The organism is Arthrobacter sp. TJ-254 (assembly GCF_058269175.1).
This window is the reverse complement of sequence record NZ_JBZCNF010000001.1, coordinates 984,724-1,011,360: the sequence shown is the minus strand read 5'-3', so window position 1 is coordinate 1,011,360 and position 26,637 is coordinate 984,724. Positions and strand designations below refer to the sequence as shown.

The following is a 26,637-nucleotide window of genomic DNA, read 5'->3' as shown; positions in this document are numbered from 1 at the left end:
CCGCCGACATATAGCGGGGCGTGGGACCGGGCGTTGGGGGGTGACTGAGCTCCGCCCCCGCCCTGACGGGAGAACAGGGTGTTTTGGATTACAACAGGACGAACTGAAAATCACCAAGGCCGGCGTACAGCTCACGGCCGTGGATATCGCCGTGGACCTCACTCGATGGAGGAGCCGCAGCGTTTGCTCTGCTAGTCATCCATCGGATATTCGTTGTTGAGGTATCAACCCGACACAAGGTCTTGGTTTTCTGCCCCGGCAATGGCGACCGCTTGTCAGGAAGTGCTGAGCGCCTCGGACGGGATGGTGCTCAGGTGTTTTCCATCGGTGCGGGTTTGGGTGCGGCAGAACCGCGGTAGGTGAGTTTGCGCAGTGCCAGCTCGGCCGGTCCGCGCAGGCCGCGGCGCTCCATGGCAACGGCGAGGACAACGGTGGACGCCCAGACCGCGACGGCGTAGGCGAGGACGGACCAGCTGGAGAGCTGGGCGCCGAGGCCCAGTCCCCAGGCCGCGAGTACCGGACCCCATGCGAGGGATTGGACGAGGTATCCGCTCATGGAGCGCCGGCCAAGGGCAGAGACCCAGCGGACGGGGCCGCTGGCTGGTGCGGACCTCCGGGACACGCGGTGCGCGATGAGGCCGAACAGTGCGGCGTAGCCGATGCCGGTGAAGGTTCCTGCAAAGAGGCTGATGTGTTGGACGACGGCGTCGGGGGCGATATCGATGACGCCGGTGTGCTGAAACGCCAGGGCGGCGCCCGTCGCCCAGCCGGCGGCGATGCCCCCTACGGCCAGCCGCCGCAGGAGCACAAGGTGTTCACCGGGGTTGTCCAGAATCCGGTGCCGTGAGGCAAGCACGCCCATAAGGAACGCCGCCGGCAGCGAAACGCCCGCAAGGCTGCCAATCAGGATAGCGATCCAGGCGGGGAGCCGTTCGAGCACCGAGATCAGGTAGTTCGGTTCAGCGATGCTGAGAAGCTGAATGTCTTGGGGATTGGTTGCTGGCTGCCCGGTGGTGACCGTGGACGCCAGTGCGCCCATGAGCCCAAGGACGGCGGTGAGTGCCAGCAGCACGCCGATCCAGATCTTTAAGGTGCGGTCGGTCCGGTCGAAGAACAGCGGAACCATGATCAGCCCGATCAGGCCGTACGAACCGATGATGTCTCCTTGCCACAGCAGGGCCGCATGGACGGCGCCGAAGGCGATCATCCACCAGTGGCGCCGGCGCAGGAGGTGCTTGGCATCGGCGGGGCTGGTGCCTTTGGCGGTCTGGCGGGCATACATCTGCCCGATCCCGTAGGCGAAGAGGAATCCGAACATGGTGTAGACGCGGGCATCGACCGCCATCAGGGTGAACCCCTGGGCGAGGCGATCCGCCAGGTTGCCGATGACGGGGTGGATGCCTATGGTCCCGATGGGCGCGGTGTAGAGAAAGTAGGGGGCGTGTGCCAGGGCGATGAGCAGCAGCATGACGCCACGTGCGAGGTCGGGCGCCAGAGACCTCTCCTTCAGCGGAGTGGGGCGCACCGTGACCAGCGTTTGATGCTCCTGCTCCTCACCCCCGGAATCTCGGGCAGTCTGATCGAACCGATTCGTCATGTTAGTTCCTTCATATGGGATTTATTGATGGGCACCGGTCAACTCGCCAGTCCCCTGAGCAGCCAGTGGATTCGAGTCGGAGCCCGCGGTCGATGCTTCCCAACGCGGCCGCAATCCAAGCGGAATGCTTGGCCGGAGCGGCAGCGGGATGGGAGGTTCGTAGGTGTCGAAGCGTTCCGTCAGAGGAGGGACTGCCAGGAACGGTTGCAATAGCTGCGGGACATTCAGGCCGACGCCAACGACCAAGACGGTCAGCGCCACAACTCCATTCCACTGGGGAGGCAGCGTGGGGGAAGCTTGCGGCGTCCACCGCGCGTGCACGACTTCGAGTAGAAACCATGTTCTTACAACCGAGTCAAACTTCAGATGCTTCGACACTTCCGGCAGGCCTGCCGCGCGCCATAGTTACTGCCGGCACGCCACCCGAGCACCGGCATCACAGGGTGGAGGGGCGCAGGATGCGGGTCCGCCCTCGCCCCGAGGCGCGCTGCAAAGGATCCTTCTCCTATGGGCTTTCTCACGCCCACGGGGACAACAGGATCCCCTCAGCCGGTTGCACACCGCCTCATCACGAACAGGTAAAGCTCAGCGCAGGTGTACAACCTCGTGAACGACGGCTGCGGAGCGGCACCGCTCCAATACCTGTCTTAGGCGTGCTGTTTTTTGTGTTCAGCGGGCAGGGACGGCGCTGAGTCCCATGTCGGCGATCGCGAGCAGCTCGGTGGTGGTTCCTCCGTCGCGCGCGCGTGCTGCCATGCCGTTGTGAATGGCCATGATGTAGTTGGCAATCTGCTCGGGGTCAGAACCTTCTGGTACTTCGCCCTCTTCGATGCCTTGGGCGACGCGCTCCGCGATGCGGCGCCGGAGTATTTCCCTGTGCTCAGCGAGGCGGGGTTCGAGCGCGAGGAAACAGCCGGGAGGTGTGTCTTCGCTGGTGTGTGAGAAGGCGCTGAGGTGAAGCATCTCGGTGACGCTTTCGCGAAGCGTCGGCAAGGACAAAGCTTTTTCGGACTGCCGACGCACGCCGGCGAAGTACAAGGCCGCGGCAGCTTCAAAGAGTTGATCCTTGTCTCCGAACGCGGCGTAGAGGCTTGGCGGGGTGATGCCGATGGCTTCGGTCAGTTTCGCGACGGTCGTTCCCTCGTAACCATTCCGCCAAAAATGTTCCATCGCGACAATCAGCGCCGCCTCACGGTCGAATGTTCTCGGTCTGCCTGCCACAGAACCATTATATAGTGTCCGCTAGGAAATGTGCTACGTTTGTGTGGATTTACTAGCGTCCACTACAGAAAGAAGTGTTTCCATGCAGATCAAGGGTTCAACAGTGCTCATCACGGGCGCCAATAGGGGGATCGGCGCCGAGTTCGTCCGTCAGCTCAAGGCCCGCGGAGCGGACAGAATTTACGCGACCGCCCGCGACACGGACTCCATCCAGCCCCCTGGTGGAGTCGAGGGTGTCGAAGTTCTCGAGCTGGATATCACCGATGACGATCAGATCGAGGCGGTGGCCGCACTGGCGGTCGATGTCGATCTGCTGATCAATAACGCAGGCGTGGCGTCGGGGGCTGATCTCCTAGCCGGGGACCTCGAAGTGATCCGGCGGGAGTTTGAGATCAACTTCTTCGGCGCCCTGAAGATGACGCGGGCATTCGCTCCGGTTCTTGGAGCCAACGGCGGCGGTGCAGTACTCAACGTATTGTCAGCTGCCGCGTGGTTCAGCGCTCCCGGAGCAACGTCCTACGCAGCGTCGAAAGCCGCGGCGTGGAGCCTGACCGACGCCACACGCGTTTTATTGGCCGCACAAGGCACCGAGGTGCTTGGTCTGCATATGGCTCTGGTCGACACCGATATGACGGCCGGGATCGATGCACCGAAGACCCGCCCCGCCGATGTTGTCGCCGCGGCTCTGGACGGCATCGAGCAGTCCAGGACAGAGGTACTCGCCGACCCCATCACGGTCGGGCTCAAGTCCGGTCTCCACCTCGATCCCGCCGCACGTTATGGGACCTTACCCAACTCGTGACCTCAACCTGGCTTCGACGGGGCTGGAATGGTGACGGTGGAACTTATCCGGCATACTAAGCCGCCGGTGAAACCGCCATCAGTGAGTTCGAAGCAGGACGCTGGCCGGGCTGAAACTCCGGGCACACCAGTATCTCTGGTAATTCGGGCTAGGGGTGAAAGCCTTCATCACATCGATCGTGTCTACTGAGTCGAGCGTGTTGAAGACTCTCACTGCTCACCGGACGATCGATGTGACGGTGTCGCCTTTGCTGTTCACGTCCAGGACAGGAAGCACGTGTACCGCTCCTACGGATGCTCCGGTTTTGCCTCAGCCATCGACTGGGTGGATGCCAAGGAGCGCCGCGCACAAACGCCCGTCCTTCCGTGGAGAAGGACGGGCGCTCCGGTTGATTGACGAAGAACTATTCAGTGCCGGAAAGTGCCTTGATTTCCCCGGGGGAGAGTTCCAGTTCCGATGCCTTCGCGGAGTCCGACCTCGCCGGAACGGAACGCGGGGGAGAACTGGTTCTGCACTGCGGCGATCTTGCCGTCCAAGATCTCGTGGCCCCCGCCCCCGGTCCCCGGCATGGCTCTGGTCCCTGGTGCTCTGAGTTGCTGTCAGGTCAGGGTGACGACGATCTTGCCGGCCCCGCCCGCGGAGAGCTCGTGCGCCTCCCGAATCGATGCGAGGGGCAGGACGTGGTCGACACGGGGGCTGTACAGGCCGAGCCGGCCGAGGGCGGCAGCGTGGTCGAGAAGGGAGGAGTCGTTCACGGCGTCCACCTTGCGGAGGCCCAGACGTGCGGCCCCCTCTGCGTCGATGACGGTGATGACACGGGAGGTGTCTCCGACAATGTCCACCAGGTCCGGCAGCGACGCCGACGGCGCCGAATGCAAGGCGGCATCGATCCCCTCGGGTGCCAGCGCTTTGACCCGGTCGGCAAGACCCGGCCCGTACGTCGTCGTTGCAACTCCGAGCTTGCCGAGGTGTTCATGGTTTTCAGGCCGCGCCGTGCCGATCACGCGGGCACCGGCGGCCAGCGCGAAGGCGGCGGCAGCGCTTCCCACGGCACCCGAAGCACCCTCGATCAGGAACGTCTTACCTGACAGGTCCCCGAGCGCGTTGAGCACCCCTGCAGCCGTGGCGGAGGCGAGCCCCGCGGCGGCCGCCTGTTCCACCGACCAGTTGGATGGAACCTCACTCCAGGCCGTGAGCACCGCGAACTCCGCAGTGGTATCACTCACGCCTCCAAGTCCGAAAACGAGGTCCCCGACACGTGCGTTCGAGACTCCCTCTCCGACCTCGTCGATGACTCCAACGGCATCGCGTCCAGGTATCGCAGGCAGCCCGATGGGAAGCACCTCCTGGATGACACCAGAACGCAGCAGGTAATCGATTGGATTGACGCTCACCGCCCGCACCTTGATCCGGATGGAACCCGCTGTGGCGTGGGGTTCGGTGGTTTCCTCGATGATCATCACGTTTGGGTTCCCGTACTCGTGATAGCGCGCAGCCCGCATGGGGTCTCCTCAACTTCCCGTGCAGGGCGTTTCCCTGCAGCAGCGCCAGCCTAGAACCTGACGCTAACGTCAGGTGCAAATGACTGCTGGGTGACCGGCCGAGTGCAGCACCGAGGTTGATACGCAGCAGCGGAGCAGCAAGGAGGAGGAATGTATTCAGCACGAGGTAAAGCACGATGGCATCGGATCGACGATGCACCAGGACCCCCATGTCGCGAACACGGGTCGGCCGGGTCGCGGGTACACCCTGCGTCCCGGGCTGCTGCTCGCGCTCGAGCCATGGGTGATGGCTGACACCGCCCGCATTATCACCGGCGCCGACGGGTAGACAGCCTAGAGGGAACGGGCGTTCGAGGCGGTGATGAGTTGATCGAGACGTGCACTCGCCTCGAGCAGTTCTGCGATGCGATGCGCCAGCGCCTCCCGCTCGGACTGCAGCATCGCCTGCTGTTCCTTGGTGGTGCCGCCTGTGTCGATGCAAGGCAACAATTCCGCGATGCGGCGGCTGCTCAGCCCCGCCGCGTACAACGTCTGGAAAAACCTGACACGGTCCACCGCGCTGCTTTCGAACTCGCGCTGGCCGCCGGAGGTGCGCGTGCTCACCAGCAGTCCCTGCTCCTCGTAGTACCGCAGCGCCCGTACACTCACACCGGACTGCCGGGCCAGTTCACCGATGCGCATCGACGCTCCCTTCGCGCGGCGTGTTCGACCATGACCGCCATAGATTTGCACCTGACGTTAGCGTCAGGTTCTAGCGTAATTGTATGACTTCTCTCTTCGATACTCTGCCCCTCAGCGAGCTGCACCTCCCCAACCGGATCGTCATGTCTCCCATGACTCGGGTACGTTCCGGTGTTGAGGGACTCGCCACGGCATCGATGGCAACCTACTATGCGCAGCGGGCGACCGCTGGATTGATCATTTCGGAAGGCATCCAACCGAGCCTGGAAGGACAGTCGAATCCACTCACGCCGGGTCTGTATGACGCCGCGCAAATTGACTCCTGGCGGCAGGTCACATCAGCCGTGCACGTCAACGGCGGCCGGATCTTCGCCCAGATCATGCACGCCGGCAGGATCAGTCACCCCGACACCACCGGCCACCAGGCTGTTGCGCCCTCGGCGGTTGCAGCCCGTGACGCATATGTCTTCACCCCCTCGGGCCCGCAGTTGGCGCCCGTGCCGCGGGCACTTGGGACCAGTGAAGTCCCCGGTGTGGCGGAGTCGTACGCGACGGCGGCGCGGGGGGCCATGGAGGCAGGGTTCGACGGCGTTGAGCTGCACGGCGCAAACGGATATCTGATCGGGCAGTTCCTGTCGAGCAACGCCAACCTCCGCACCGACCGCTACGGCGGAACCGTCACCGGGCGCATCCGCTTTGCCGTGGAAGCCGTGACCGCGACGGCCGATGCAATCGGGGCAGACCGCGTTGGGCTGCGGGTGTCGCCCGGCGCGGGGATCTGGGACGTGAGCGAGTCCGACATACCGGAGCTGTACGGGGCGCTGCTCGAAGAACTGGCCCCGCTTGGCCTGGCATACCTCCACGTGGCCGCAAGCCCGGAAGAAGACGTGATCCGCGGCCTGCGCCGGGCGTGGGCGGGCGCTCTAATCGTCAATCCGTCGAAGCCCGGCAGTGCCGTTCCATCTACGCGCGAAGATGCTGACCGTTGGCTTCTTGAGGGCGCAGATCTGATTTCCTTCGGGCGGGCATTCCTAGCCAATCCCGACCTTGTCGAACGCCTGCGCGCAGACCACCCTCTTGCCGTTGCGGATGTCGACACCTACTACCAAGGCGGCGACGAAGGCTACATCACCTACCAGCCCTTCTCCCATGCGCCATCCGCCCTGATCGCCGCGGAGGGCTAAGGAGACGCCCCCAGCCATGCCGACTCACGCCCATCACCGCAATGTCGCATTGGCTTGCGGTGAGAAAGCGTGTTCGCGCGGCAGGTCGGCTCGGAAGACCGGAATTCCGAGGTTGTGAATCGAACGGAATAGAACCCCCGGCTAGGTGGTCCCCCCAACCATCACGACGAGCGGAAGGAGGTTGCGGCGACCTCCGGTCTCCTCACTGGCGGCTACAGAGACACAGAAAGCGTCCTGGTGGGATCCGGGCGCCGACCATCAGGCCCCGTCACATGGCCATTAGCCCCAGCTGGCTCTTCCTAGTCAGGAGTCAAGCGAACCCCGGGGCCAGCCCCGATTGCCGCCGGCTGGTTCGGGCAGGAGGCAACACTGGAGAGCGTCGGCTGGGACGACTTCCGCACGACAACCTCCGCAGAGTTCGCCGAGTCGAGCTGGGGTCACCTGCACCGTAGCCAGTAATTCGGATCGAGAAGGCCGTCGCTCGCCTGGGCTACGCGCCCAGTTGCGAACGCGAAGCGGCCGTGCTCGAATCCGTTCGAAACCCCATCGAGCGCGGCGAACTCACCGTCCCAAGAGCTCTCAACGTCTAATCACCCGGCAATTCATAGCGAGCCTGAGATCCCCATCCAAGCGAACGCTCACAGCGGCTTGCAGCGCGTTCGAGACACTCTCGCGAGAAATGACGCACTTCCAGAGCCTCAGCTACTGGCCGGAAACGAAGCTTGTGTGGGTGGCAATCGGCTCCCCCACACGCAAGCGGATCGCCCTAAAGTTGGTGGGATCGGGGCACCGATGAGAAATGGCGCCCGCGGTCGTCCCGGTACCGGTCCGGCGAACTCGGAGCGCGCATCAAAGGAGAGCAACGAGATGAGACCACTTCGATACTCGATCAACGTCACGCTCGACGGCTGCTGCCATCACGAGGCGGGTCTCCCCCCGGACGAGGAGTCGATGCTCTACTGGACGGCCGAGATGGAGCGAGCCGATGCCCTGCTATTCGGCCGGGTGACCTACGAGATGATGGAGTCGGCGTGGCGGAAGCCGGTCACCGGCACGTGGCCTGACTGGATGGATGAGTCGCAGATCTCGTTCGCCGAGACCATCGACCGGGCCAAAAAGTACGTCGTGTCGAGCACGCTGAGTGGGGTCGATTGGAATGCCGACCCGGTGCGAGACGACTTGGGGCCAGCGGTGCAGCGGCTCAAGCAGGAGTCGGGCGAGGGACTGTGGGTGGGTGGCGTGACGCTCCCGCTGGCGTTGGCAGATCTGGGACTGATCGACGAGTACGAGTTCCTTGTGCAGCCGGTGCTTGCCGGACACGGACCGACGTTGCTCGCCGGTCTGCGCGAGCGCATCCAGCTCGAGCTCGTGGACCGCCATGAGTTCCGGTCGGGGGCGGTCGCCCTGCGATACCGGCCCACGCGAGTTGCGGCCTGACGTGATTGTCCTGGCACGTTGGCCGCTCCCTCGCGACGGAACGACGGCTCGGGGTCGCGTTGCCCCGCGCTGCGAATAGTGTGAAAACGGATAACGGTCTTCACCAGTATTCAGCGGAGCCTGTCTTACTGATCGCTTTTCGACCAAACTGACTCAACGCCTCAGCATGTGCGGCGGTGGAAACACCGCATCTGCCACCGTCCTTATGCAGACCCGCGGTTGACGGCCCACAAGCATTGTGCGTCGTGAGGTGACCCGTGCAGGCCAACCGTGTCCTCCCCGTCGAGTTGGCTTAAGGCTGCACGCTGAATCGGCCGTCTGTTCGGTGTTCGGGGGGTCGTCGCGATCGTTACGGTGCCGGCCCGTTGTTCTGTCGAGGTGGATGCCACTGGTTGGCGACAGAAAAACCGACCTCACTGCCAATGGTCGGGCTAAGGCCAATTTCCCGTACCTGCGATTCGGATGGAAGGTCGGGCCCCATAAGGATCGCGACCTCGACCGAACCCGTTGTTGCGCTAAGGGCTGCTGTGATTGTGCCCGGGTTGGCCCTCCAGGGGCGCCTCCCTCCAGAGTCGTCTTGTGCCCCAGACAGACGGGCACTTCACGGTCCGAGTACGGCGCCAACACGAACGAACTCGATGCAGTTTCTAGACAACGCAGTACGGAGCAAGCGGTCATGCCCGCGATCGTACCGCTAAACCCGGATAGGGAACCTTCCACTCGATGAGGGTCGAGGAGCGCGAGTAGGCCAGTCCTTCAGCGGACACTTTTGCGGGCGGCTCCGATGCAGCAGTGAGGCGCTCCGCGCGGGAAAAGTGGTGGGTCAGCTCAGGGGGCGAAAGTACTGCCCGTGCGGTCCGGTAAGGGTGACCGCCTGGCCATTCCCGGCCAGGACGACGGCTCCGCCTTGTGGCGCGGTCCCTGCGGGGATTTGGGCGGTGATTTAGGACGTGGATGGGCCGAGCAAACGGGGTCGAACACGACAGACATTTTGAGTCTTCCCCCCACCGTCAAGCATGTAGTTCACGGAGGTTTGTGTTCTACCGGGACCCAACCTGGCAAGTGGATATACTGGCCAGAACTAGCGTCGATCTGTGAGGGTAAGCCCATGAGCATCGATCTTGAGGAGCTCTACCGCGACCTGCATGCCAATCCGGAGCTTTCGTTTCAGGAAGTCCGGACCGCTGAAATTGCTGCAGGGCATCTGGTTGATCTCGGCTTCAAAGTACACCGTAACGTGGGCAAGACGGGCGTTGTTGGCGTCCTGGCAAACGGGCCTGGACCCGTTGTCCTTCTCCGGGCAGATATGGATGCCCTTCCCGTCAAGGAAGCCACAGGTCTGGACTACGCAAGCGAGGCAGTCGGCGTGGACCATGAGGGCAGGGAGGTGCCGGTGATGCATGCTTGCGGACACGATGTTCACGTCACCTGCTTGGTTGGAGCGGTGGAAACCATGGCCGGCAATCGTCAGGAATGGCAGGGCACCCTTATCGCAGTGTTCCAACCGGCCGAAGAATGGGGTGGTGGCGCACAAGCAATGGTGGCGGACGGGCTCTACGATCTGGTACCCAAGCCTGACGTAGTTTTGGGCCAGCACGTGGCACCGTTTCCGGCCGGGTGGTTTGGCATTCGCCCCGGGGTCGTCATGGCCTCGGCCGATTCCCTCAGCATCACGTTGCATGGCAAGGGTGGTCACGGCTCACGTCCCGAAACCACCGTGGACCCGGTCCTCTTGGCCGCTGCCGCCACCGTTCGGTTGCAGGGGATCGTCTCTCGCGAACTGGCCTCCAGCGACGAAGCTGTGGTCACCGTCGGGCAGATTCACTCCGGAACCAAGAACAACATCATCCCTGAGACTGCCTCTTTGGGTCTTAGCATCCGCTCCTTCAGCGATGTCACCAGAGACAAGGTCCTGGGTTCCGTTGAGCGCATTGTGCGCAGCGAAGCAAGAGCCTCAAATGCTCCCAGGGAGGCGGAATTCCATTATGAAGAGCACTTCCCACTTACGGTCAATGACGAAGCAGCAGCAGCCAGGGTCGTTGCCGCACTCGAGCAGAAGTTCGGGCCCGGGAAGGTCATTGACCCGGGTGCCGTATCAGCCAGCGAAGATGTTGGAGTGCTGGCACAGGCTGCCGGTGCGCCACTTGTCTTTTGGTTCCTTGGCGGAGTTGACGCTTCCTCCTCCAAGGACTGGGCCGAAAACGGCCGTATGCCGGAGGACATTCCGTCAAACCACTCGCCCTACTTTGCCCCAGAGATCCAACCTACGCTGAGCCTGGGTACGGAGGCGCTCGTGACGGCTGCCTGCGAATATCTGGATACATCCGCGTCTACAGAGCAGTAGCTGAGATGGAGTCGGCAGGACGGGGAGCTTCTATGGTTTCTGTCAAGCTGCTGATGGAAGGTTCCGTGATTGAGGGTCTCGGTTGAGGACTCCGTCGCGGAGCATGGCGAAGAGTACGTCGGAGCGGCGGTGGGCGAGTGCGATGAGGCACGGTTGTGGCGTTCCCCCGGGCATCGACGTCAGGATCTTGTGAAGAGCATGGACCTCCACGAGGTCTTCAATCTGGGCCGCGACGGCTTCGCGCTGGTGTCGCAGGCACAGAGCTGCTCGGCAAGTTTCGGCAACACGACACCGGCCGCGCTCATGCCCACGACGACACGGTATGTTCCCCCAGGGTGGAGAAAATTGCCTCAGCCGCCCGCCGCGGGCGCTTTTCCAAGCCGGGCATCAACGTGTGCTCGGCCAGCAGTTCGCAGTGCGGTCGGTATCGGAGAGCGGGTCGGCAATTCCGCCGCGGCGGGGTCCAGGATGCCGGCTGATCCGCCACGAGCGAAATTCGTCTTCGCCCGCTCAGGCCGGCCAGGATTACGCGGAGTCTGACCTTGTCGTTGGGTTGTGCCTTACCGAAAAGCTTCTTCCGGGAACGATTCAGGGCCACGGCACGATGGCCGGATTCGCCAACCTCCCTCGTCCAACCCTCACTGTTTGTGCTGGCTGGTCAACGGCGGCAGATGTCACATCCACGATACAAAGGACCCGTCGTCGTGCCTCAATCACTGATTGACTGCCGCCAAGCTGGCCCGGTGACGACACCCCCGAGTCATCAATGACCAAGGACAGAATCGTGCCGGAACCGACCGGCCAGCACACCCTCCAATACTGCAACAGGGCCCGGCGACGAAGGTACCGTTCAGCACCAAAAGTGGTCAGAAGCCGGTCGTGAGTTCCGGAAAAGCCCCATCCGATTCCGGGAGTGGCTTACCTCTGCGAATCAGGCGGGAGCTACTAGGAGAATGGCAGGCCGCTTCCGATAGTTTGCAAGAGTGCGATGCGGTGAAGAGCGATGGGCCGCGTGCGTCGGGCAATCGAAAGCGGCAAATGGGCCTACTGTGTAACAGCTAACCCGTTGTAAGCTGACAGCCTGGAGCGCTGAGCATGTCCAGTGCATCCCTAGACGATTTGTGTTTCCCATAACCTGCTTTCGAATAGTTCAAAAAGTTCGCTGAAACCTATTCTAGGAGGGATTTATGAGCTTTTGGGAATCGCTTTGGAGCATTATTGTTGCTTTCTTGCTCATCGCTTACCTGCTCTTACTCTATCAAATCATTTCCGATCTTTTGCGTGATAAAGATGCTGGCGGCGGTGTAAAAGCACTGTGGCTCCTGTGCCTTTTTGCTGCTCCGTTCGCTTCCGCGCTTATATACGTGATTATACGAGGTAAAGGCATGGCCTTGCGGAGTGAAGTACGCGTACGGCAATCCGTTGAGGACACGGAAAAATACATTCGCGATGTTGCCGGGGCTCCGTCCCCCACGCAGCAGATCGAGGCAGCAAAATCGCTGCTCGCCGCAGGAGATATAACTGAGGCAGAGTACGCCCGCCTGAAGGCCCTTGCCTTAGCGTGACCCCCACCTGTGGGGGCGCGGGGGCACTTGCCCCGGCTCTGAAAGCAAGGTCGGCCGATAAACACTTCGAGCCGGGAGGATGACGCTACTGAGGCAATCCCGCTGTTGGAGGGTGGTCGTTTCGATTCGGTTTGTTTGCGGCCTTCGGCGTTTTGGTGGCCTTGGGTCCTGCGATTAATCAAATTGCGGTTCCCTCTAAGGCTGAACATCGCGGCACTGGTCACATTATCCGGACCTTTACCTGCTCGTGCGCTGCCAGGGCCGCCGCTACCTGTCTTTCCCGACGCCCCGGTTACCCGGCTGCCCCGGCAGAGGGTTGAAGCGCAGTGGAAGGCAGGGCCCATGGGGCCTGCCCCGGGGGCTCGCGGGTGCAGTGGCTCAGTGCCGCTTGCGCTTTGACCGCTGCTCCTCCTCCCGCTCTGATCTGGCGCGCTCTGCAGAACGCTGGGATTTCCCTCCTCCGGCCACTTTTTGGTGCCACTCACGCTGGTACGCCCGGCTGGCCGCGGCATCCTTGCGGCGGGCCAGCGCGGCCATTTCGCGTTGGAGTTTCAGGTAGTTGTTCCAGCGGCGGTCCTCGAGTGTGCCGTCAGCGAGGGCCGCCTGCACCCCCACGCCAAGGCCCTGACGGACCTCATCGGCGAACTCGTCACCCGCAAATTACGGGAGTATCAGCGCGCGGAGGAGTAGAATTTGCTCACCAAGCCGTCGCAGAACGGTCTTCGAGTTGGCAGCGGCGTTGTTTTAGCCGCCATAGGGATTTCCCGTTTACACGCGAGTTTGGGCTGTTACGCTTCTAGTTTGTGTTTTGGTAGTCATTTTTTCCGGCTAGGGAAGCCAATCTCAGCAATGCGAGTCCTTCATGCCGGGGCTCGTATTGGAGCAAAGCTTGCAGTCGAAAGGACCCTAGGCTCGTGAGAACTGCGATCGCAGTATTCCTGTAGAGAGCGACGCCGCCGATCCCATCGAGCGTTGCTGCTTGCGACATTGGAGTCGTCATGACAGTGATAAAAACTTCTGTTAAAACCCTTGCCCTCACCTTCGTGATCGGGCTCTTCGCAACAGCGTCCCCGGCAGTCGCCGCCGACGGTGTTCTTGGCGTCGACAGCGCTTCCTTGGTCGCGCGAGGAGCAGCAGTCGACGTAACTTACTCGTTCGTTTGTGACGCGGACGCTGAGGTCTTCGCCTCCGTAAGGCTGGCGCAGAGAAGCGGCAGGGGCGTCGCCACTGGCAGTGGAAGCCCGTCCGGGGGTCGCGTTGAATGCACGGGTGAGAGGCAGACAATCTCAGTCTGGGTGCTGGCGAATAGTGGTCCGGCGTTCAAGCGCGGCGTAGCAGCAGCGTCCGTAAGCCAATACAGTTGCCGCACCCCCGAGGAACCCTGCACGGTTTCCGAGTTGTACAAGGAGATCAGAATCACCAGGTGATGGCGGGCCGGAAGCTTTCTAGCGCCGAACGTCGCCCGGGACGGGGGGGCTTTCGGCGCTAGTCCGTCTGCTCACGTAAGCATCGTTTACCCGAACGCCCTCGGTCAGGCCCAATACGTCTCCCCGCAGCCCGGCTAGGGCGGCAGCACGCTGACCGGTGTTACCGACCCGTGCAGCGGGCCCGGCGTCGATGACTTGGTACGGGCTCGGCCGGACTCACATACTTCCGTCATCAAGTCCATCTACGCTAGATGATCTCGGGGGGGGGGCGGCATAAGTCTCCCCTCACCAACAGGAACCACCCGTGGGCTTATTTAGTGGACGAAGCGAGGCCGGATTCCTCGCGGTCAAGGTGCTCACATTCAGCAGCAACAACCTGGACAAGGTCAAAAACGGCATCGCGAAGGCCGGCAACTTCGCCAACAAGAGAACGCACGGTAAATATTCACGCCACATCACCGGAGCGCATTCGAAAGCGGCGCAGGCCATCGACAAAGCCAACAGGAACAACGGCCGTGGCGGCAAGGGGCCCACCTTCCCGCCGAACAGGTGATTCAGTCCAGTAACAGGGCTTTCCGGTGATCGATTGGTTCGCCTCCGGGTCATCTGGGCGAGTATGTCCACGCAATTGGAAACGAGCGTCCGTTCAGACCATGAAATTCCGCCTCCCTGGACCCGGTCCGGAGCCGTGCCAGAACTCAAGTGCGGAAGCGTCGCCGTGGATGTGGAGGAATCTGATGGATTCTGCATCCCACGCCTCGCGGTGTGGGATAGGAACACCCGTTGCTTTGGGTCAGTTCATGGTCTTTTGCGGCAGATATGACGATTCATCGACTTGTGTGTCGCTGGTAGGCGTGATTCATTTCTTAGCTTTATGAAGCGGATAATTTCCTAGGGGTGACTCCGCATCGAGCGTGGGCAACTGTCGCTGGTGGTCGAGTTGAAACCTCCGCATCAGCCACCGCGCCATGTCACCCGTAATGTTGCGGGCGCGAATTTCCGCCGCGAGGATGAGCCTCAGTGCCGGAACACCCCAGGGCGAAGTCGCGCCGTACCCGCCTGCGGGCTCAACGGGGTCAGGATGTGAAGTGAAGTAGGTGACGATCGCCCCGCCCGGGCGCAGGCGCTCCGCTGCGAGCACATAGGCGATGAAGGCCGCTCGGGCAGTGCTGCGCCCGGACCCGCTCCACGGCGCCCGTACCATCGTGGAGCGGGTCCGGGAGGGTGGTCACCGCGGCGTGGACTAGCACGTCGATCCCGCCGAAGGTCTCGACGGCATGCCCGAACAGGGTACGCATGGACCCCACATCGGCAGGGTCGGAGTCGAACGAGCTGGAACGGCCGCCGGAAGCCCTGATGGCTTCGGCGGGCTTACTGCCGGACCGGTGTCCTCGCCCATTGGAGTTAAGGGGTGCGCGGCGCCGGGTGCGCCGTTGGAGCGGAGGCGGTGCCCTTTCCAAGGAGGGGCCGGGCCTGGGCGGGGGAGCGGGCGTCCCTTCCAGGTTTCGGGACGACGGATCCTGGAGGGAGTGGGTGGCTGGCCGCTCGACCGCACCAACACTGCAGGTTCTGACCGGCAGTGTCCGGGGTGCATGCTGCCGCGGCATCACCATGGCGGATCAGGCGGCCGTCGGGTGATTCTTTCGTTAAGTTTCCTATGCCGCGCACGGTGCCGGCGGGACGCTTCTGGCCGCTGATTTCGCCTGCCGTTCGGCGGCAAGAAGGGGCTGGAGCAGAAGCGAGGCCTGGCGCTCGGTCAGGTCGTGAGGGAAGCTGATTGCCAGGTGCCCGACGGCGAGGGCCGCGGCCATCCAGTAGGTCCCTTCGGTGCTGCCGATAACCCGGGCGACCATGGCCCGCAGCCGCACCTGATCGATGCGTCCTGCATGGCAGGCGAGAGCGGCCACGGCGGCCGCATAGGCGGTATGCGTTTGAATCAAGGCGTGGCGCTTGGCAGCTGCCTGCAGGGCCGCGGGGGTCCACTCGATGCCAAAGATCCGGGGGGAAGGAAGCGCTTGGGTCGTCATGGTTTTTCCTCAAGGAACTATTGCGGGCGTTGCTGGCGGCACTTACCGGCCGGTGACGCTCGGTTCAGGCGGCGGCGGGTACCGCCCGGCTGACCCGCGCTGGTGCGGATCGGCGCGGGCGAGGTCCCTGGCTGATCCCTACGGGCGGGAGGGCGTGAAGGTGTCGCTGACCGACATCGGGGTGCCGCCGGCGGCGTTGCAGCCGCCGGGCATGTAGATGGATTTGCCGACGGTCACACGTGCCGTGCGGTTCTTGGGCACCGGCGGTCAACGCGGTACCGTCGTTGATGAGGCTCGCCGCGCGCAGGGCGGTCGACGTGCGACGGGGGAGGCGCCTGGTTACCGAATTGGCCGCAGTTGCGTCCGTCGGACCGACGATCGCGCCCAGTGTGATCGCAACACCGAGCGGAAGCCCGAACCCGACGGCCAGCACGGCCGCGACGGCCACGGTCGCCAGCACGAGCGGAACAGCCCGCAGCGCGAAGGCACGTAGATTGCGGCGGATCTCGCGAGGCGAGGTCGTGAGCGATTCCCAGTAGAGCAGGGCGGGCAGGAACAACAGCAGCATTACCTCCGGATGCAGCACGACCTCGCCGAAGGCGGGGATGAACCCGAACGCGATGCCCAGCACGAGCAGCATCAACGGCGTCGGGATGCGCGTCCGCGCAGCGACCGCACCGCCGACGAGCAGCAGCAACCCGATCAGCACCGCGGTTTGCAGGCCTTCCACAAGTCCTCCAAGTGCACGTGGCGCAGATAGCCCGAAGGCCTAGAGAATGCCGTCCCGGGCTGCGGCGTAGATGCTCGGCACGCTCGGGGAGAAGCCGAGCTCACGTATGAGGGTGCCGTCCAGGTGTCCGAACCACGGGTTGGCCAGCGGCTCGGCGGAGCCCTCGATCGGTTGTCCGGCGAGGCGGGCCATCTCGAAGATGGTGACCGGGGCGCCGTCGGTGACGTTGACGATCCGTCCGTCCATAACCCCGGTCAGTGCGAGGCGCACGGCGGCAGCGATATCGCGGTGGTGAGCCACCGAGTAGGACTGCGCGGGGTGCAGGCCGAACTGCGGGGCAAGCGTACGCATGGAGGCGAGGTGGCCGTCGCCCTCTCCGTACACGAATGGGAACCGCAGCACTGCCCAGGTCAGACCGCTGTCGCGGAGCAGCTGCTCGGCGGCAATCTTGCTCGCCCCGTAGGCAGCGGTCGGCGAGCACGCGTCGGTTTCGAGCGCGGGGCGCGTCGCGTCCGCGTTGTAGACGTTCCCGGTGCTGCTCATGATGACCCGGGCACGCGGTGCGTGCTCCTGCATGGCAGTAATCAGGTTGCGGGTGCCGTCGAGGTTTGCGCGCCAGATGGCTGCTTCATCCTGCGTGCGGAACAGCGCCGCCAGGTGGACCACCGCGTCAACGCCTTCGACGGCTGCCCGCAGCGTGCCGGGGTCGGCCAGGTCGCCGCGGAGGGCGGTGGTGCCCGGCGGCAGCGCGGCGTCGCCGCGGACCAGTGCGCGGACCTCGTAGCCGTCTTGCATGAGGCGCGGCAGCAGACGCGAGCCGACGAGACCGGTAGCACCGGTGAGTAGCAAAGTTGCCATGATTATCTCCTTGGTTGATTATCAGTGTAGCTGACGATCAGCTTAGCGGTACGATGGGGGAATGGCAACACATCGAAACCCGCCGTCGCGGCTCAGCGTTCGGCTGACCTACCTTCTCAAGCGCGCACTCCTCGATCTCGAGGGCCTGCACGCCGAGCACCTGGCACTGATCGGGATCAGCGGCCGCGAGCTGGGCGTCATGCTTCTGCTTGACGACGAGGATGCGGCATCTCAGCAGCAGGTGGCCGGACGCCTCGGGGTCGACCGGACCACCATGGTGGGGTTGCTTGACGCGCTTGAGGCCAAGGGGCTCGTGGCGCGCCGCGCCGATGCCGGGGACCGGCGTCGCAACGTCCTGGAACTGACCGTGGACGGGCGCACGGTGCTCACGCAGGCAATCCACGCCAGTGACGAGGCAGAGCGGCAGCTCCTCGCCGAGCTCGACGACGACGAGTCCGCGCAGCTGCGCACACTTCTGACGCGCTTAGCCAGGGACCGCGCGAAGCACTAGGGCCTCCCGCTCCGGCCTCGCCGTCACGCTCACTGACCCCTTGTTTTTTCGTTAGCCACCTGACAATAATTGAAAGGTAGCAGACAAAAAAGGAGGATCCATGTCCGTAGCACGCATTGCCCTCGTTACCGGGGCCAACCAAGGGGTCGGCCTCGAGGTCGCCACCAAGCTCGCCGCACACGGCGTCACCGTCTACCTCGGCTCGCGCGACCTCGCCCGCGGCGAGGCCGCCGCCGCCGGCATCCCGGTCGAAGCAACCGCGATCCAGATTGACGTCACCGACCTCGCGTCGATCGCCGCCGCGGCCGAGCGGATCCGCGCCGAGCGGATCCGCGCCGAGCGGATCCGCGCCGAGCACGGCCGTCTCGACCTGCTCGTCAACAATGCCGGCATCTCGAACACCCGCACGGGCAGCCCGACGCCGCAGGAGATGGCCGCGTCATCGACCGCGAGCATCGCCTCGCTCGAGGAGGTCCGCGCCATCTGGGATGTCAACGTCTTCGGCGTGCTCGCTGTCTACCAGGCGATGCTGCCGCTCCTGCGGGCGTCGTCCGACGCCCGGATCGTCAACGTCTCGAGCGCGGTCGGCTCGCTGGCCTTGAACGTCGACCCGGACTTTCCCTACCGCACGGTCTACGGGCCCGGGTACGCCGCGTCGAAGACGGCAGAGAACGCCATCACGCTGGCGATGATGATCGAGCTCGAGCAGACCGACATCAAGATCAACCTCGTCTCTCCGGGCTTCACCAGCACCGCGCTCAACAACTTCGCAGGCACCGAGTCGATCGAGGACGGCTCCCGCGAGGTCGTCCGCGTCGCGCTCCTTGGCCCCGACGGACCGACGAACACCTTCACGCGCTGGGAGGACACCGCCATCCCGTGGTAATCATGGGGGATGACTGACGAGGCGGACCAGCACGATTCGGTCGGGGCGTGGGCGAAGAAGTACCACCTCACCTCCCGTGCCCTGATCGAGTCGACGCTGCGCGAGTACGACCTCGGGCCGACCCAGTGGTACGTGCTCCACCAGCTCGTCCATGTAGGACCGACCCTGCAGCGCGACCTCAGCCAACTCCTGAGGATCGAGCGCGCGACGCTGAGCGGTATCGTTGTCACCCTTGTCCGCAAGGGCCTTGTCACCCAGACACCCGACGCGGTCGACCAGCGCCAGCGGTTGCTGAGCATTACCGAGGCCGGACGGAACCTGTGGGTGGGGCTGCCCGACCCCGTCGCGCTGGCGCTGGCTGTCTCATTCGACGGCGCCGACGAGGCCGACCTCGCCGTCACACGCCGTGTGCTGAAAGACGCGGTGCGGCGGATCGAGGACCATTTGGCCGCGCAGGACGCGGCCGGGCGCGGACGCTGATCGGCCACGCCCCGAGCGCGGGCAGGGCCGGGTCAACGTCGAGCCGGAGCACGTAGGGCCCCTGGTCAGGTATCGCGTGGCTCACTGCGTCGTCCAGCGGCTGCTTCGACGATAAGGCGGGATGCCAGCCGAGTGCATGTCCGAGCGGATTGGTCGGCCCGCGGTAGGGCAAGCCTTGCATGTAGACCAGGTGGGTGATGCTGCTGACGTTCCTAGGGTTCTTGCGGTGATTGCAACAGGAGGTTTCCGATCAGTTCGCTCGGCTTCCTGAACTCGAGTCTTCTGCGCGGCCGGTCGTTCAGTTCGGCGGCTACCCAGTCGAGGTCGGCGGCACTGTCGCCTTCCACTGTTCCACGCAAGGGAAAGTGACCTTCAAAGAGCTCGAGCGAGGCGGCACGGCGGTCGCGATGCTCTTAGCGGCGATTCTGGTGATCAACCGGGGGCGCAGGGGCCGGAACCCGCCGGCCGCCGGCAGGAGCATGCCACGAGCCCGTCTAATGAGGGCGGGCGTCACTGCGCACTGCAGGCTTGCTCTTGAAGCATGCAGAATGATTGCTTTAGGGGAGCGCGATGCACTCCTCTAAGCGGCTTTAGGATCGATCATGTGCCCGCCAGCTCCGTGATGAGCTACTAAACCCAGGCCCGTATGCCCTTGCTCGCATGTAGGGGCGGCGCGAAAGTGGAGGATTAATGACCCGTGTGACGGACCAGATGGACGTACCTCCTTCCAGGGCGCATCTTGGCTCGTGGCCGACTCCCCTTGAGCCGGCTCCACGGCTCGCCGCTGCCCTCGGCCTCGACCCCGGCGACCTCTGGATCAAGCACGACGATCTCTCCGGGTTGGGCGGGGGCGGTAACAAGGTGCGCAAACTTGAGTGGACCGCCGGCACGGCCCTCGCGCAAGGCGCGGACGTTCTCATCACCACCGGCGCTGCCCAGAGCAATCACGCGCGGCTCACCGCTGCCGCCGGCGCGAAGCTCGGCGTCGACGTGGTGCTGGTCCTTGCCGGGGGCCCGGAACCATTGGGAAACATCGCCTTGGACGCGCTGCTCGGGGCCACTATCCACTGGTGTGGTGACGCATCCGACGAGGAGCTCGCAGCACGCGCCGACGCCGTCGCATCGGCGCTGGCAGGCGAGGGGCATTCGCCTGCCGTCATCCCGTTCGGAGGCTCCAGCGCCCTGGGAGCGACCGGCTACCGGGACGCCGGCACCGAACTCCTCGAGCAGGACCCCTCGGTGGAGCGCGTCGTGGTGGCCGTCGGTTCCGGAGGCACTATGGCGGGCCTCGTCGTCGCCCTCGGCGCGGACCGTGTGCTCGGCGTCGACACAGGCGCCATGGCCGACCCGGCGTCCGCCGTCGCAGGGATGGTGTCGGAGCTCTCCGGCCGCTCACAGGACACAGCGGCCATCCGGATCGACCGCTCCCTGCTGGGGTCAGGCTACGGATCCGTCAGCGATGAGGTCCTTGAAGCCCTGCAGATCGCTGCACGCACCGAGGGTGTGATCCTGGACCCGACCTACACGGCGAGGGCGATGGCAGGCCTCGTTCGTGCCGTCCGTAACGGTGACATTCAACGCGGACACCGAACGGTCTTCTGGCACACCGGAGGTCTACCCGGTTTGCTGGGGCACCAGGACGCCCTGGGAAAAATCTTCGGACTCAGTGGCAAGCAGGCTCACACCTAAAAGGGCCCGCCCGTGTTCTCCTTGCTCGCAAGCGGTGTGTTGAACCTACGGGGGTGTTAACGCCCTGGGTATCCGCTGTCCACGAGTGTCACCAGCAGCCCATCTGAGACAGAAGACGGCGAGACGATTTTCCAAGACACGGACCGCCCCGGAGTTCCAGGGGAGTGAGCGCCCTGGTCCAGACGTTAATTGGGTGCCTTGAAAAGCTTTGGCTTTTCGAAACACGGGTGTCTGGTTGGTTCCCGGGGGAGGGATGAGAATGGCTCTATTCCCGCGTCTACCCTTTGGGCCGGTGGACCAGGAGGACCATGCGCTCGGAGGGGAAGGAATCGACGATGAGGCTTCTGCTGACATCTGGAGGCGTCACCAATGCGTCGATTCGCGGGATGCTGGTGGAGATGCTCGGCAAGCCGATCGAGGGCTGTAATGCCTTATTCATCCCGACCGCGCAATGGGGACATCCCAAGTGCTCACCACAGACGGTGTGGATGACACTTGCCGGCCCCGGGCCCGGCCGGCAGGGTCTGCTCGGGCTGGGCTGGAAGTCAGTCGGCGTTCTGGAGCTGACGGCGTTACCAAGCATCGCAAAAAGCCGCTGGCTGCCCTGGGTGCTAGAAGCAGACGTTCTCCTGGTTGATGGGGGAGAGGCAATCTACCTCGCGCATTGGATGCGGCAGTCGGGTCTGGCAGATCTGCTGCCGTCCCTCACGGACACCGTGTGGGTCGGCGTGAGCGCTGGGAGCATGGTGATGACTCCGCGAATCGGAGTGCAATTTTTGGACTGGAACCCCAGCGAGGGCGACGAAGCGCTCGGTGTGGTGGAGTTTTCGATCTTCCCTCACCTGGACTATCCGGGGTGGTCCGCGAACACGTCCGAGAGCGCGCGTCGGTGGGCTATGGATATTCGTGGACCCGCTTATGCGATCGATGACCAAACGGCGATCTCTGTCGTGGATGGCATTGTGGAAATCATTTCCGAAGGGCGCTGGCACCAGTTCAATTCTGAAAGCGAGCAGAAGCGCTGAGCATCATGCGCTGAGCTGAGGAGCGGTGCGGACAGTGTCAACACCCTGGGGCTCGGACTGGGCCGTACCGGCAGCGGTTCCCACAATTGCTTCACGGTTGACCAGGTCCTTCCCCTGTCACCGGCCATAGGACACCCGCGTCGTAGCGGCTGCGCGCTGCCTCAATGCCGGGCAGATGAACCGCCGCCCATTCCAGGATCGTATCAACCGGCGCTCGAAGGGTCTTGCCCAACGCCGTGATGCGGTACTCCACCGCTACAGGCCGGGCGTCGAGAACGACGCGTTCGACGACGCCATTGCGTTCAAGCCGGCGCAGGGTGCCGGTCAATGATTTCTGCGTGACCGCCGGAATGGCCCGGCGCAATTCATTGAAGCGGGAGGGCCGCTCACACAACTCTCCCAGCACCTGCAGCGACCACTTATCGAGCACCTGATCGAGGAGCTCCCGATGCGGCGCACTCAGCTCGAAGCGCTCCGTGGTTTGGGCATCAGTATCCGGCATGAGACCTAGTCTCGTTGAAGTGTCCAAAACATACCAAGTACCTTCAGGATACCAACCACTAGCTTAAGGAGATTCCTGTGAGCGTTCGCCTGTCGTCCCCCCAGGGCATGATGCCGTCGACCCCTTACCACCACGTCGCCGTTGCGGCCGGCACCCGCCACGTGTACATCGCTGGGCAGGTTGCCACGAACCAGGACGGAGCACCGCAGGCACCAGGCGACCTCGCCGGACAGGTCGCCTCTGCCCTCCGCAACGTCCACCAAGGCCTGACCAGCACCGGCGCCACCTTCAATGACGTTGTACGCCTCACCTTCTACGTGACGGGCTGGGCCCCGGAAAAAATCGATGCCTTGATGGCGGGCGTCGACTCCGTCGCAGAGGAACTCGCACTGCCGTTGCCGATGCCTCCCGCATCATTGATAGGAGTCGAATCCCTCTTCGAACCCGATGTTCTCGTCGAGGTCGAAGCCACCGCCATCCTCGACTGACCTGCCGGCAAGGACCGCTCCCCGGCATCGCCGCGGCGCCGATCGCGCAAGCACCTTGGGCCCTTCCGTGCCGGCCGCAGCGTGGCGGGAGACGACCCGGTATGGGTCTCGGCCGTGGCAGAGGGTGAAGGCCTTACCGCTCCCTCGGCCTAGCTGTACCCGGCCATGAGGTTGGTGACTTCCGGGGTTTGAAATGAGCGGGGACCCCCGGGTTACGAGGCAGGGCTTTGCCGAGGGTTCGAGCCCAGAGGAGTGTACGCGGGAGCGCCGGAGCGTATTTGGGGATTTCGCTTATGCCGTTCGTCCACCGAGACACTCTTTCCGGCCGGCCCGGAAACGAGAATTCCATGTAGGTCCTGGCTCCCTTCAGTGGCTCAGCGCCGCTTCCGCTTTGACCGCTGCTCCTCCTCCCGCTCTGATCTGGCGCGCTCTGCAGAACGCTGGGATTTCCCTCCTCCGGCCACTTTTTGGTGCCACTCACGCTGGTACGCCCGGCTGGCCGCGGCATCCTTGCGGCGGGCCAGCGCGGCCAATTCGCGTTGGAGTTTCAGATAGTTGTTCCAGCGGCGGTCCTCGAGTGTGCCGTCAGCCAGGGCCGCCTGCACGGCGCAGCCGGGTTCCTGGTGATGGGCGCAGTCGGAAAACCGGCAGGCTCTGGCGAGTTCCTCCACGTCCCCGAACATCTGCTCCATCCCGTCCTCGGCGTCGAAAAGCCCGAACCCGCGCACGCCGGGAGTGTCCATGAGCACAGTGCCGTCCGCCAGCGGCACAAGCTCCCGGGAGGTGGTGGTGTGCTTGCCCCTGAAGTCCCCGGAGCGGACTTCGCCTGTGTGCTGCACCTGGTGGCCAACCAGGGCGTTGATCAGCGTGGATTTGCCTGCGCCGGAGGGCCCCAGGAGGACAAGCGTGCTGCGCGGGGGCAGATGTGCCAACAGGTCCTCGATCCCGTCCCCGTTCTCCGCGGAGGTGGTGACCACGTCAACACCTGCCGCCTGCAGGATGACCTGCCCGACGACGTCATCCGTCACGTGCGCCAGGTCCGCTTTGGTGACGATCACCAGGGGAACGGCGCCTGAATCCCAGGCGGCGACGAGCGTCCGTTCGAGACGGTTGTGCGTGAGCGGCCGGTCAACCGGAACCACCACGCCGATCACGTCTATGTTGGCAGCCAGGACCTGGGCGGCGGAGGAGTCCTCGAAGGCGCGCTTCCGGCTGAGCTCCGAACGCCGGGGCAGCACGCCGAGAATCTGGCGATCACCCGCGCGGTTGGGTCCTATCCAAACCCAGTCGCCCGTAACCGGCACGCCGGCATCAAGCGGGTAGGGAAGGTGCAGGAGCTCCATGCCCACGGCCACCAGGACCAGGCTGCGGTCAACCCGCACCACGCGGCCAGGCTCGCAGGGAGTGTCCGCGCTATAAACAGGTGGCGGGTTTTCGTCGAAGTGGCGTGCGACGACGGCGTTGTAGCCGTAAAGGGTTGGGCCGGTGCGAATTGATGTGGATGCAGCAAGACTGTCTGGGCCGTGGCCTGAAGAATTTTTCACTGTGATACCTCGGGAAAAGTCCCCTGGCACCGGCCACTTCCGGGCAAAGGCCCAAGGTGTTGTGGCGTTCCGCGGGCGGTGCCCTATGCGGTACGGAAGCTGGAGACGGGGGCGGTTGTTTTGATGGTTTCAAGGCGCCGGGGGCGCACGGCAATGACAGTCATCAAAAAACACCTCCGCTCTCTTCTGCGGTCCATCGAAGTGATACCGGACCGGTTCCCAACTCTAGCTTCCGCCCGAGGCTTTCGCCATGGCCTTCGCGATCCGGGACCTGTGAACTGCAAACGGTATCCATCACGCCGCTGACTCGGGGGCGCCTGCACTTACTCAAAGGCTCCTTGCTCGTTGTCCATCGCTTGTTCGTGTGCCATGGCGTCGCTGCAGCGCGGGCAGCTCGAACAACAGAGTCACTGAGACGTGCTCGCGGGTTGAGTAGACCCAGGCGAGCCCGAGCGGGACGCCGATGCCAACCAGCAGCAACAGCGGCAGAACGTACCATGCCCCGGCAGAACCGATCGCGTCGGCCAAGGCGAGGGTGATCATGATCGGTCCGAGATGGGCGACGTAGAACACGATCGAGTAGCGTCCGACGAATTCGAGCGCGGCGGTCACCCGTCCGGCGGGGAGCCGGGGGAAGAACCAGCACACGATCACGAGCGCCCCCGCCGCGCCCCATACGAACTCCCCCTGGTACAGCACCTCCCAACCCGCCACGCTCAATACACCAACACTCACCGCGCACGCACCGGCGACAGTAAGGACCCACGGCTTCCCGATGATTCCCGCGATCTCCCGCCAGTGCTGGGCGCACCAGGCCCCGAAGAAGAAAAACGCTGAGAGAAAGGCCATGGCCTCCGGGCGGCTGCCGTCGGTGAGGATGAACGACACGCCCACTGCGGTGCCGGCGATGAGCAGCGGCGGGACGCGCCGCAGCGGATAGGCAAGGGCGTAAAAAACGAGGATGAACCAGAGGTACCAGAGGTAGGTCGGCGAATGGTGGAAGACCCGGGTCACCGCCGTCGGGCTGAGATCGCCGCTTGCAGCGAGAATGATCAGCGACCAGAGAAAATACGGCCAGGCCACCTTGGAGACCTTGCCGACGAAGTACTTCCTCCCGGTCTTGGCCATCGACTGTGGCAGCAGGGTCCCGGACAGGAACGTGAGCACGGGCATGCGGAACGGCTCGAGGAAGAGGTTGAATTGGTCGACGCCCGGAGTCGGGCCGACGGTTATTCGGAGGGCCTCGCCCGCATGCAGCACGACGACCAGCAGGATGGCAACCCCACGGCAACTGTCCAGCCACCGTATGCGCGTGTCCGTGAGAGTACTGATGGCGGCCTCCCCGTCGAGTCTCATCAATCGAACCTGTGGACTGTCCCTGGGTTCGCTTAGGTGAGGTTCGGTGTCGGGATGAATCCGGATGGTCCGTCACAGCAGGTTCTGTCTCGGTGACGGGTCGTCCGCGGCCTCATCGGCCAAGCTGAGTGCTTTCGCTTCATCCAACAGCCGCACCAGATGCTCGTCAGACATACCGGGGGATTGGCTCGGGCATGAAGGGATTCACATGGTTGTGCTCCGGCGTCATCAACATGAACGTCGTCTTTGATGACGCTGCAGCCATAACCATCGATGGTTCAGGACGGGGCAACGATTTGCCCTGGCCTAAGTATCACCAGTCGAGAGGTCAGGGGCAGCGCCGGCGACTTGAAGTTGTCGAAGGAGAGTAAGAAGCGTACGGCACCACTGGCGTCCACGAAGTCGCCGAGTTGGAAATGGTCGGTGTATCCGTCGAAGGAGCCGAAGAGCGCGAAGAAGTCGTCATAGCGATCGATGGTCTCGGTCAAGGGCTCGTGCCACCGTCGTAGAAGCGTCGGATCGCTTCGAGGGTCAGGTTCCATCGGGCCTGGATCCGCGGATGTTTGCCTCGAGTCTGGTTGAGGCTGCCCTGCGCGACGGGGAAAATCATGAAGCCGCAGATCGTGTACGAGCGTCGCAGGAATGCGTCATCGATCTCGTTCGGAAGCTGTGTGTAGAGGTGGCTCAGTTTCCTTCGATGTCGCTTTGCGATTGTGTCGCTTCCAAGGACTATTCTCGAGCCGTCTGCTTCGTACACAAGGTATGGGGAGAGGGCCCGACC

The 26,637-nt window shown here is 63.8% G+C and carries 24 protein-coding genes and 2 pseudogenes; 15 read left to right on the top strand and 11 right to left on the bottom strand.

Going from position 1 to position 26,637, the window contains the following annotated elements:
* Positions 1–310: 310 nt before the first annotated feature.
* Positions 311–1,597: a DUF418 domain-containing protein gene (locus AC4D14_RS04855; protein ID WP_490900433.1), complete on the bottom strand. Its 1,287-nt coding sequence runs from the start codon at positions 1,595–1,597 to the stop codon at positions 311–313.
* A 669-nt stretch (positions 1,598–2,266) separates the two neighbouring features.
* Positions 2,267–2,818, bottom strand: coding sequence for a TetR/AcrR family transcriptional regulator (locus AC4D14_RS04850; RefSeq protein WP_490900432.1), 552 nt, complete (start codon positions 2,816–2,818; stop codon positions 2,267–2,269).
* An 82-nt stretch (positions 2,819–2,900) separates the two neighbouring features.
* Here AC4D14_RS04850 and AC4D14_RS04845 point away from each other — a divergent pair, with 82 nt between their 5' ends.
* Positions 2,901–3,620 (top strand): SDR family oxidoreductase, encoded by a 720-nt coding sequence (locus AC4D14_RS04845; protein ID WP_490900431.1) that lies wholly within the window; start codon positions 2,901–2,903, stop codon positions 3,618–3,620.
* Between the two features lie 599 nt (positions 3,621–4,219).
* Here AC4D14_RS04845 and AC4D14_RS04840 read toward each other — a convergent pair.
* A complete protein-coding gene (locus AC4D14_RS04840; RefSeq protein WP_490900430.1) occupies positions 4,220–5,122 on the bottom strand; it encodes an alcohol dehydrogenase catalytic domain-containing protein in 903 nt (300 codons plus the stop codon).
* Positions 5,123–5,300: 178 nt separating this feature from the next.
* On the opposite strand from AC4D14_RS04840, the pseudogene AC4D14_RS04835 reads away from it, so the two are divergent.
* Positions 5,301–5,447 (top strand): annotated as a pseudogene (locus AC4D14_RS04835) (type I methionyl aminopeptidase); the annotation flags it as partial.
* Positions 5,448–5,455: 8 nt separating this feature from the next.
* Here AC4D14_RS04835 and AC4D14_RS04830 read toward each other — a convergent pair.
* Positions 5,456–5,803 (bottom strand): MerR family transcriptional regulator, encoded by a 348-nt coding sequence (locus AC4D14_RS04830; protein ID WP_490900429.1) that lies wholly within the window; start codon positions 5,801–5,803, stop codon positions 5,456–5,458.
* Between the two features lie 83 nt (positions 5,804–5,886).
* Here AC4D14_RS04830 and AC4D14_RS04825 point away from each other — a divergent pair, with 83 nt between their 5' ends.
* From AC4D14_RS04825 to AC4D14_RS04795, 7 genes are all read left to right on the top strand, one after another.
* Positions 5,887–6,987 carry an alkene reductase gene (locus AC4D14_RS04825; protein WP_490900428.1) on the top strand — a complete coding sequence of 367 codons (1,101 nt, stop codon included), beginning with the start codon at positions 5,887–5,889 and terminating at the stop codon, positions 6,985–6,987.
* Positions 6,988–7,854: 867 nt separating this feature from the next.
* Positions 7,855–8,424, top strand: a complete 570-nt coding sequence (locus AC4D14_RS04820; RefSeq protein ID WP_490900427.1) for a dihydrofolate reductase family protein — start codon at positions 7,855–7,857, stop codon at positions 8,422–8,424.
* A 1,108-nt stretch (positions 8,425–9,532) separates the two neighbouring features.
* Positions 9,533–10,768, top strand: coding sequence for an amidohydrolase (locus tag AC4D14_RS04815; protein WP_490900426.1), 1,236 nt, complete (start codon positions 9,533–9,535; stop codon positions 10,766–10,768).
* Positions 10,769–11,955: 1,187 nt separating this feature from the next.
* Positions 11,956–12,333, top strand: coding sequence for an SHOCT domain-containing protein (locus AC4D14_RS04810; protein WP_490900425.1), 378 nt, complete (start codon positions 11,956–11,958; stop codon positions 12,331–12,333).
* A gap of 474 nt (positions 12,334–12,807) precedes the next feature.
* Positions 12,808–13,023 (top strand): hypothetical protein, encoded by a 216-nt coding sequence (locus AC4D14_RS04805; RefSeq protein ID WP_490900424.1) that lies wholly within the window; start codon positions 12,808–12,810, stop codon positions 13,021–13,023.
* A 308-nt stretch (positions 13,024–13,331) separates the two neighbouring features.
* Positions 13,332–13,760, top strand: coding sequence for a hypothetical protein (locus AC4D14_RS04800; protein ID WP_490900423.1), 429 nt, complete (start codon positions 13,332–13,334; stop codon positions 13,758–13,760).
* A 304-nt stretch (positions 13,761–14,064) separates the two neighbouring features.
* A complete protein-coding gene (locus AC4D14_RS04795; protein ID WP_490900422.1) occupies positions 14,065–14,313 on the top strand; it encodes an antitoxin in 249 nt (82 codons plus the stop codon).
* Between the two features lie 1,102 nt (positions 14,314–15,415).
* Here AC4D14_RS04795 and AC4D14_RS04790 read toward each other — a convergent pair.
* The 3 genes from AC4D14_RS04790 to AC4D14_RS04780 all read right to left on the bottom strand — a co-directional run bounded on the left by AC4D14_RS04790 (position 15,416) and on the right by AC4D14_RS04780 (position 17,375).
* A complete protein-coding gene (locus AC4D14_RS04790; RefSeq protein ID WP_490900421.1) occupies positions 15,416–15,787 on the bottom strand; it encodes a hypothetical protein in 372 nt (123 codons plus the stop codon).
* Between the two features lie 64 nt (positions 15,788–15,851).
* Positions 15,852–16,517, bottom strand: a complete 666-nt coding sequence (locus AC4D14_RS04785) for a cation:proton antiporter domain-containing protein (RefSeq protein ID WP_490900420.1) — start codon at positions 16,515–16,517, stop codon at positions 15,852–15,854.
* Between the two features lie 39 nt (positions 16,518–16,556).
* Positions 16,557–17,375: an NAD-dependent epimerase/dehydratase family protein gene (locus tag AC4D14_RS04780; protein ID WP_490900419.1), complete on the bottom strand. Its 819-nt coding sequence runs from the start codon at positions 17,373–17,375 to the stop codon at positions 16,557–16,559.
* Positions 17,376–17,436: 61 nt separating this feature from the next.
* On the opposite strand from AC4D14_RS04780, the gene AC4D14_RS04775 reads away from it, so the two are divergent.
* From AC4D14_RS04775 to AC4D14_RS04755, 5 genes are all read left to right on the top strand, one after another.
* Positions 17,437–17,886: a MarR family winged helix-turn-helix transcriptional regulator gene (locus AC4D14_RS04775; protein ID WP_490900418.1), complete on the top strand. Its 450-nt coding sequence runs from the start codon at positions 17,437–17,439 to the stop codon at positions 17,884–17,886.
* 100 nt (positions 17,887–17,986) lie between these two features.
* Positions 17,987–18,772, top strand: coding sequence for an SDR family NAD(P)-dependent oxidoreductase (locus AC4D14_RS04770; RefSeq protein WP_490900417.1), 786 nt, complete (start codon positions 17,987–17,989; stop codon positions 18,770–18,772).
* A 9-nt stretch (positions 18,773–18,781) separates the two neighbouring features.
* Positions 18,782–19,252, top strand: coding sequence for a MarR family winged helix-turn-helix transcriptional regulator (locus AC4D14_RS04765; protein ID WP_490900416.1), 471 nt, complete (start codon positions 18,782–18,784; stop codon positions 19,250–19,252).
* A 690-nt stretch (positions 19,253–19,942) separates the two neighbouring features.
* On the top strand, positions 19,943–20,941 hold the full coding sequence (locus tag AC4D14_RS04760; protein WP_490900415.1) for a D-cysteine desulfhydrase family protein: 999 nt from the start codon (positions 19,943–19,945) through the stop codon (positions 20,939–20,941).
* 335 nt (positions 20,942–21,276) lie between these two features.
* Positions 21,277–21,966, top strand: coding sequence for a Type 1 glutamine amidotransferase-like domain-containing protein (locus AC4D14_RS04755; protein WP_490900414.1), 690 nt, complete (start codon positions 21,277–21,279; stop codon positions 21,964–21,966).
* A 91-nt stretch (positions 21,967–22,057) separates the two neighbouring features.
* Here AC4D14_RS04755 and AC4D14_RS04750 read toward each other — a convergent pair whose 3' ends face one another.
* Positions 22,058–22,468, bottom strand: a complete 411-nt coding sequence (locus tag AC4D14_RS04750; RefSeq protein ID WP_490900413.1) for a winged helix-turn-helix transcriptional regulator — start codon at positions 22,466–22,468, stop codon at positions 22,058–22,060.
* A gap of 77 nt (positions 22,469–22,545) precedes the next feature.
* Between AC4D14_RS04750 and AC4D14_RS04745 the strand changes: the two genes are divergently transcribed.
* Positions 22,546–22,956, top strand: a complete 411-nt coding sequence (locus AC4D14_RS04745; RefSeq protein ID WP_490900412.1) for a Rid family hydrolase — start codon at positions 22,546–22,548, stop codon at positions 22,954–22,956.
* A gap of 374 nt (positions 22,957–23,330) precedes the next feature.
* On the opposite strand, the gene rsgA is transcribed toward AC4D14_RS04745, so the two are convergent.
* From rsgA to AC4D14_RS04730, 3 genes and pseudogenes are all read right to left on the bottom strand, one after another.
* A complete protein-coding gene (rsgA, locus tag AC4D14_RS04740) occupies positions 23,331–24,500 on the bottom strand; it encodes a ribosome small subunit-dependent GTPase A (RefSeq protein ID WP_490900411.1) in 1,170 nt (389 codons plus the stop codon).
* Between the two features lie 327 nt (positions 24,501–24,827).
* The gene (locus tag AC4D14_RS04735; protein ID WP_490900410.1) at positions 24,828–25,856 is read right to left on the bottom strand and encodes an acyltransferase family protein; all 1,029 of its coding nucleotides are present in this window, start codon (positions 25,854–25,856) and stop codon (positions 24,828–24,830) included.
* Positions 25,857–26,134: 278 nt separating this feature from the next.
* Positions 26,135–26,613 (bottom strand): annotated as a pseudogene (locus AC4D14_RS04730) (DUF6994 family protein).
* Positions 26,614–26,637 lie beyond the last annotated feature (24 nt).

Bases quoted from the DNA above. Each gene is read 5' to 3' on its own strand.
- AC4D14_RS04855 (WP_490900433.1), bottom strand. From the start codon at position 1,597: ATGACGAATCGGTTCGATCAGACTGCCCGAGATTCCGGGGGTGAGGAG.
- AC4D14_RS04845 (WP_490900431.1), top strand. From the start codon at position 2,901: ATGCAGATCAAGGGTTCAACAGTGCTCATCACGGGCGCCAATAGGGGG.
- AC4D14_RS04840 (WP_490900430.1), bottom strand. From the start codon at position 5,122: ATGCGGGCTGCGCGCTATCACGAGTACGGGAACCCAAACGTGATGATC.
- AC4D14_RS04830 (WP_490900429.1), bottom strand. From the start codon at position 5,803: ATGCGCATCGGTGAACTGGCCCGGCAGTCCGGTGTGAGTGTACGGGCG.
- AC4D14_RS04825 (WP_490900428.1), top strand. From the start codon at position 5,887: ATGACTTCTCTCTTCGATACTCTGCCCCTCAGCGAGCTGCACCTCCCC.
- AC4D14_RS04820 (WP_490900427.1), top strand. From the start codon at position 7,855: ATGAGACCACTTCGATACTCGATCAACGTCACGCTCGACGGCTGCTGC.
- AC4D14_RS04815 (WP_490900426.1), top strand. From the start codon at position 9,533: ATGAGCATCGATCTTGAGGAGCTCTACCGCGACCTGCATGCCAATCCG.
- AC4D14_RS04810 (WP_490900425.1), top strand. From the start codon at position 11,956: ATGAGCTTTTGGGAATCGCTTTGGAGCATTATTGTTGCTTTCTTGCTC.
- AC4D14_RS04800 (WP_490900423.1), top strand. From the start codon at position 13,332: ATGACAGTGATAAAAACTTCTGTTAAAACCCTTGCCCTCACCTTCGTG.
- AC4D14_RS04790 (WP_490900421.1), bottom strand. From the start codon at position 15,787: ATGACGACCCAAGCGCTTCCTTCCCCCCGGATCTTTGGCATCGAGTGG.
- AC4D14_RS04780 (WP_490900419.1), bottom strand. From the start codon at position 17,375: ATGGCAACTTTGCTACTCACCGGTGCTACCGGTCTCGTCGGCTCGCGT.
- AC4D14_RS04775 (WP_490900418.1), top strand. From the start codon at position 17,437: ATGGCAACACATCGAAACCCGCCGTCGCGGCTCAGCGTTCGGCTGACC.
- AC4D14_RS04770 (WP_490900417.1), top strand. From the start codon at position 17,987: ATGTCCGTAGCACGCATTGCCCTCGTTACCGGGGCCAACCAAGGGGTC.
- AC4D14_RS04765 (WP_490900416.1), top strand. From the start codon at position 18,782: ATGACTGACGAGGCGGACCAGCACGATTCGGTCGGGGCGTGGGCGAAG.
- AC4D14_RS04760 (WP_490900415.1), top strand. From the start codon at position 19,943: ATGACCCGTGTGACGGACCAGATGGACGTACCTCCTTCCAGGGCGCAT.
- AC4D14_RS04755 (WP_490900414.1), top strand. From the start codon at position 21,277: ATGAGGCTTCTGCTGACATCTGGAGGCGTCACCAATGCGTCGATTCGC.
- AC4D14_RS04750 (WP_490900413.1), bottom strand. From the start codon at position 22,468: ATGCCGGATACTGATGCCCAAACCACGGAGCGCTTCGAGCTGAGTGCG.
- AC4D14_RS04735 (WP_490900410.1), bottom strand. From the start codon at position 25,856: ATGAGACTCGACGGGGAGGCCGCCATCAGTACTCTCACGGACACGCGC.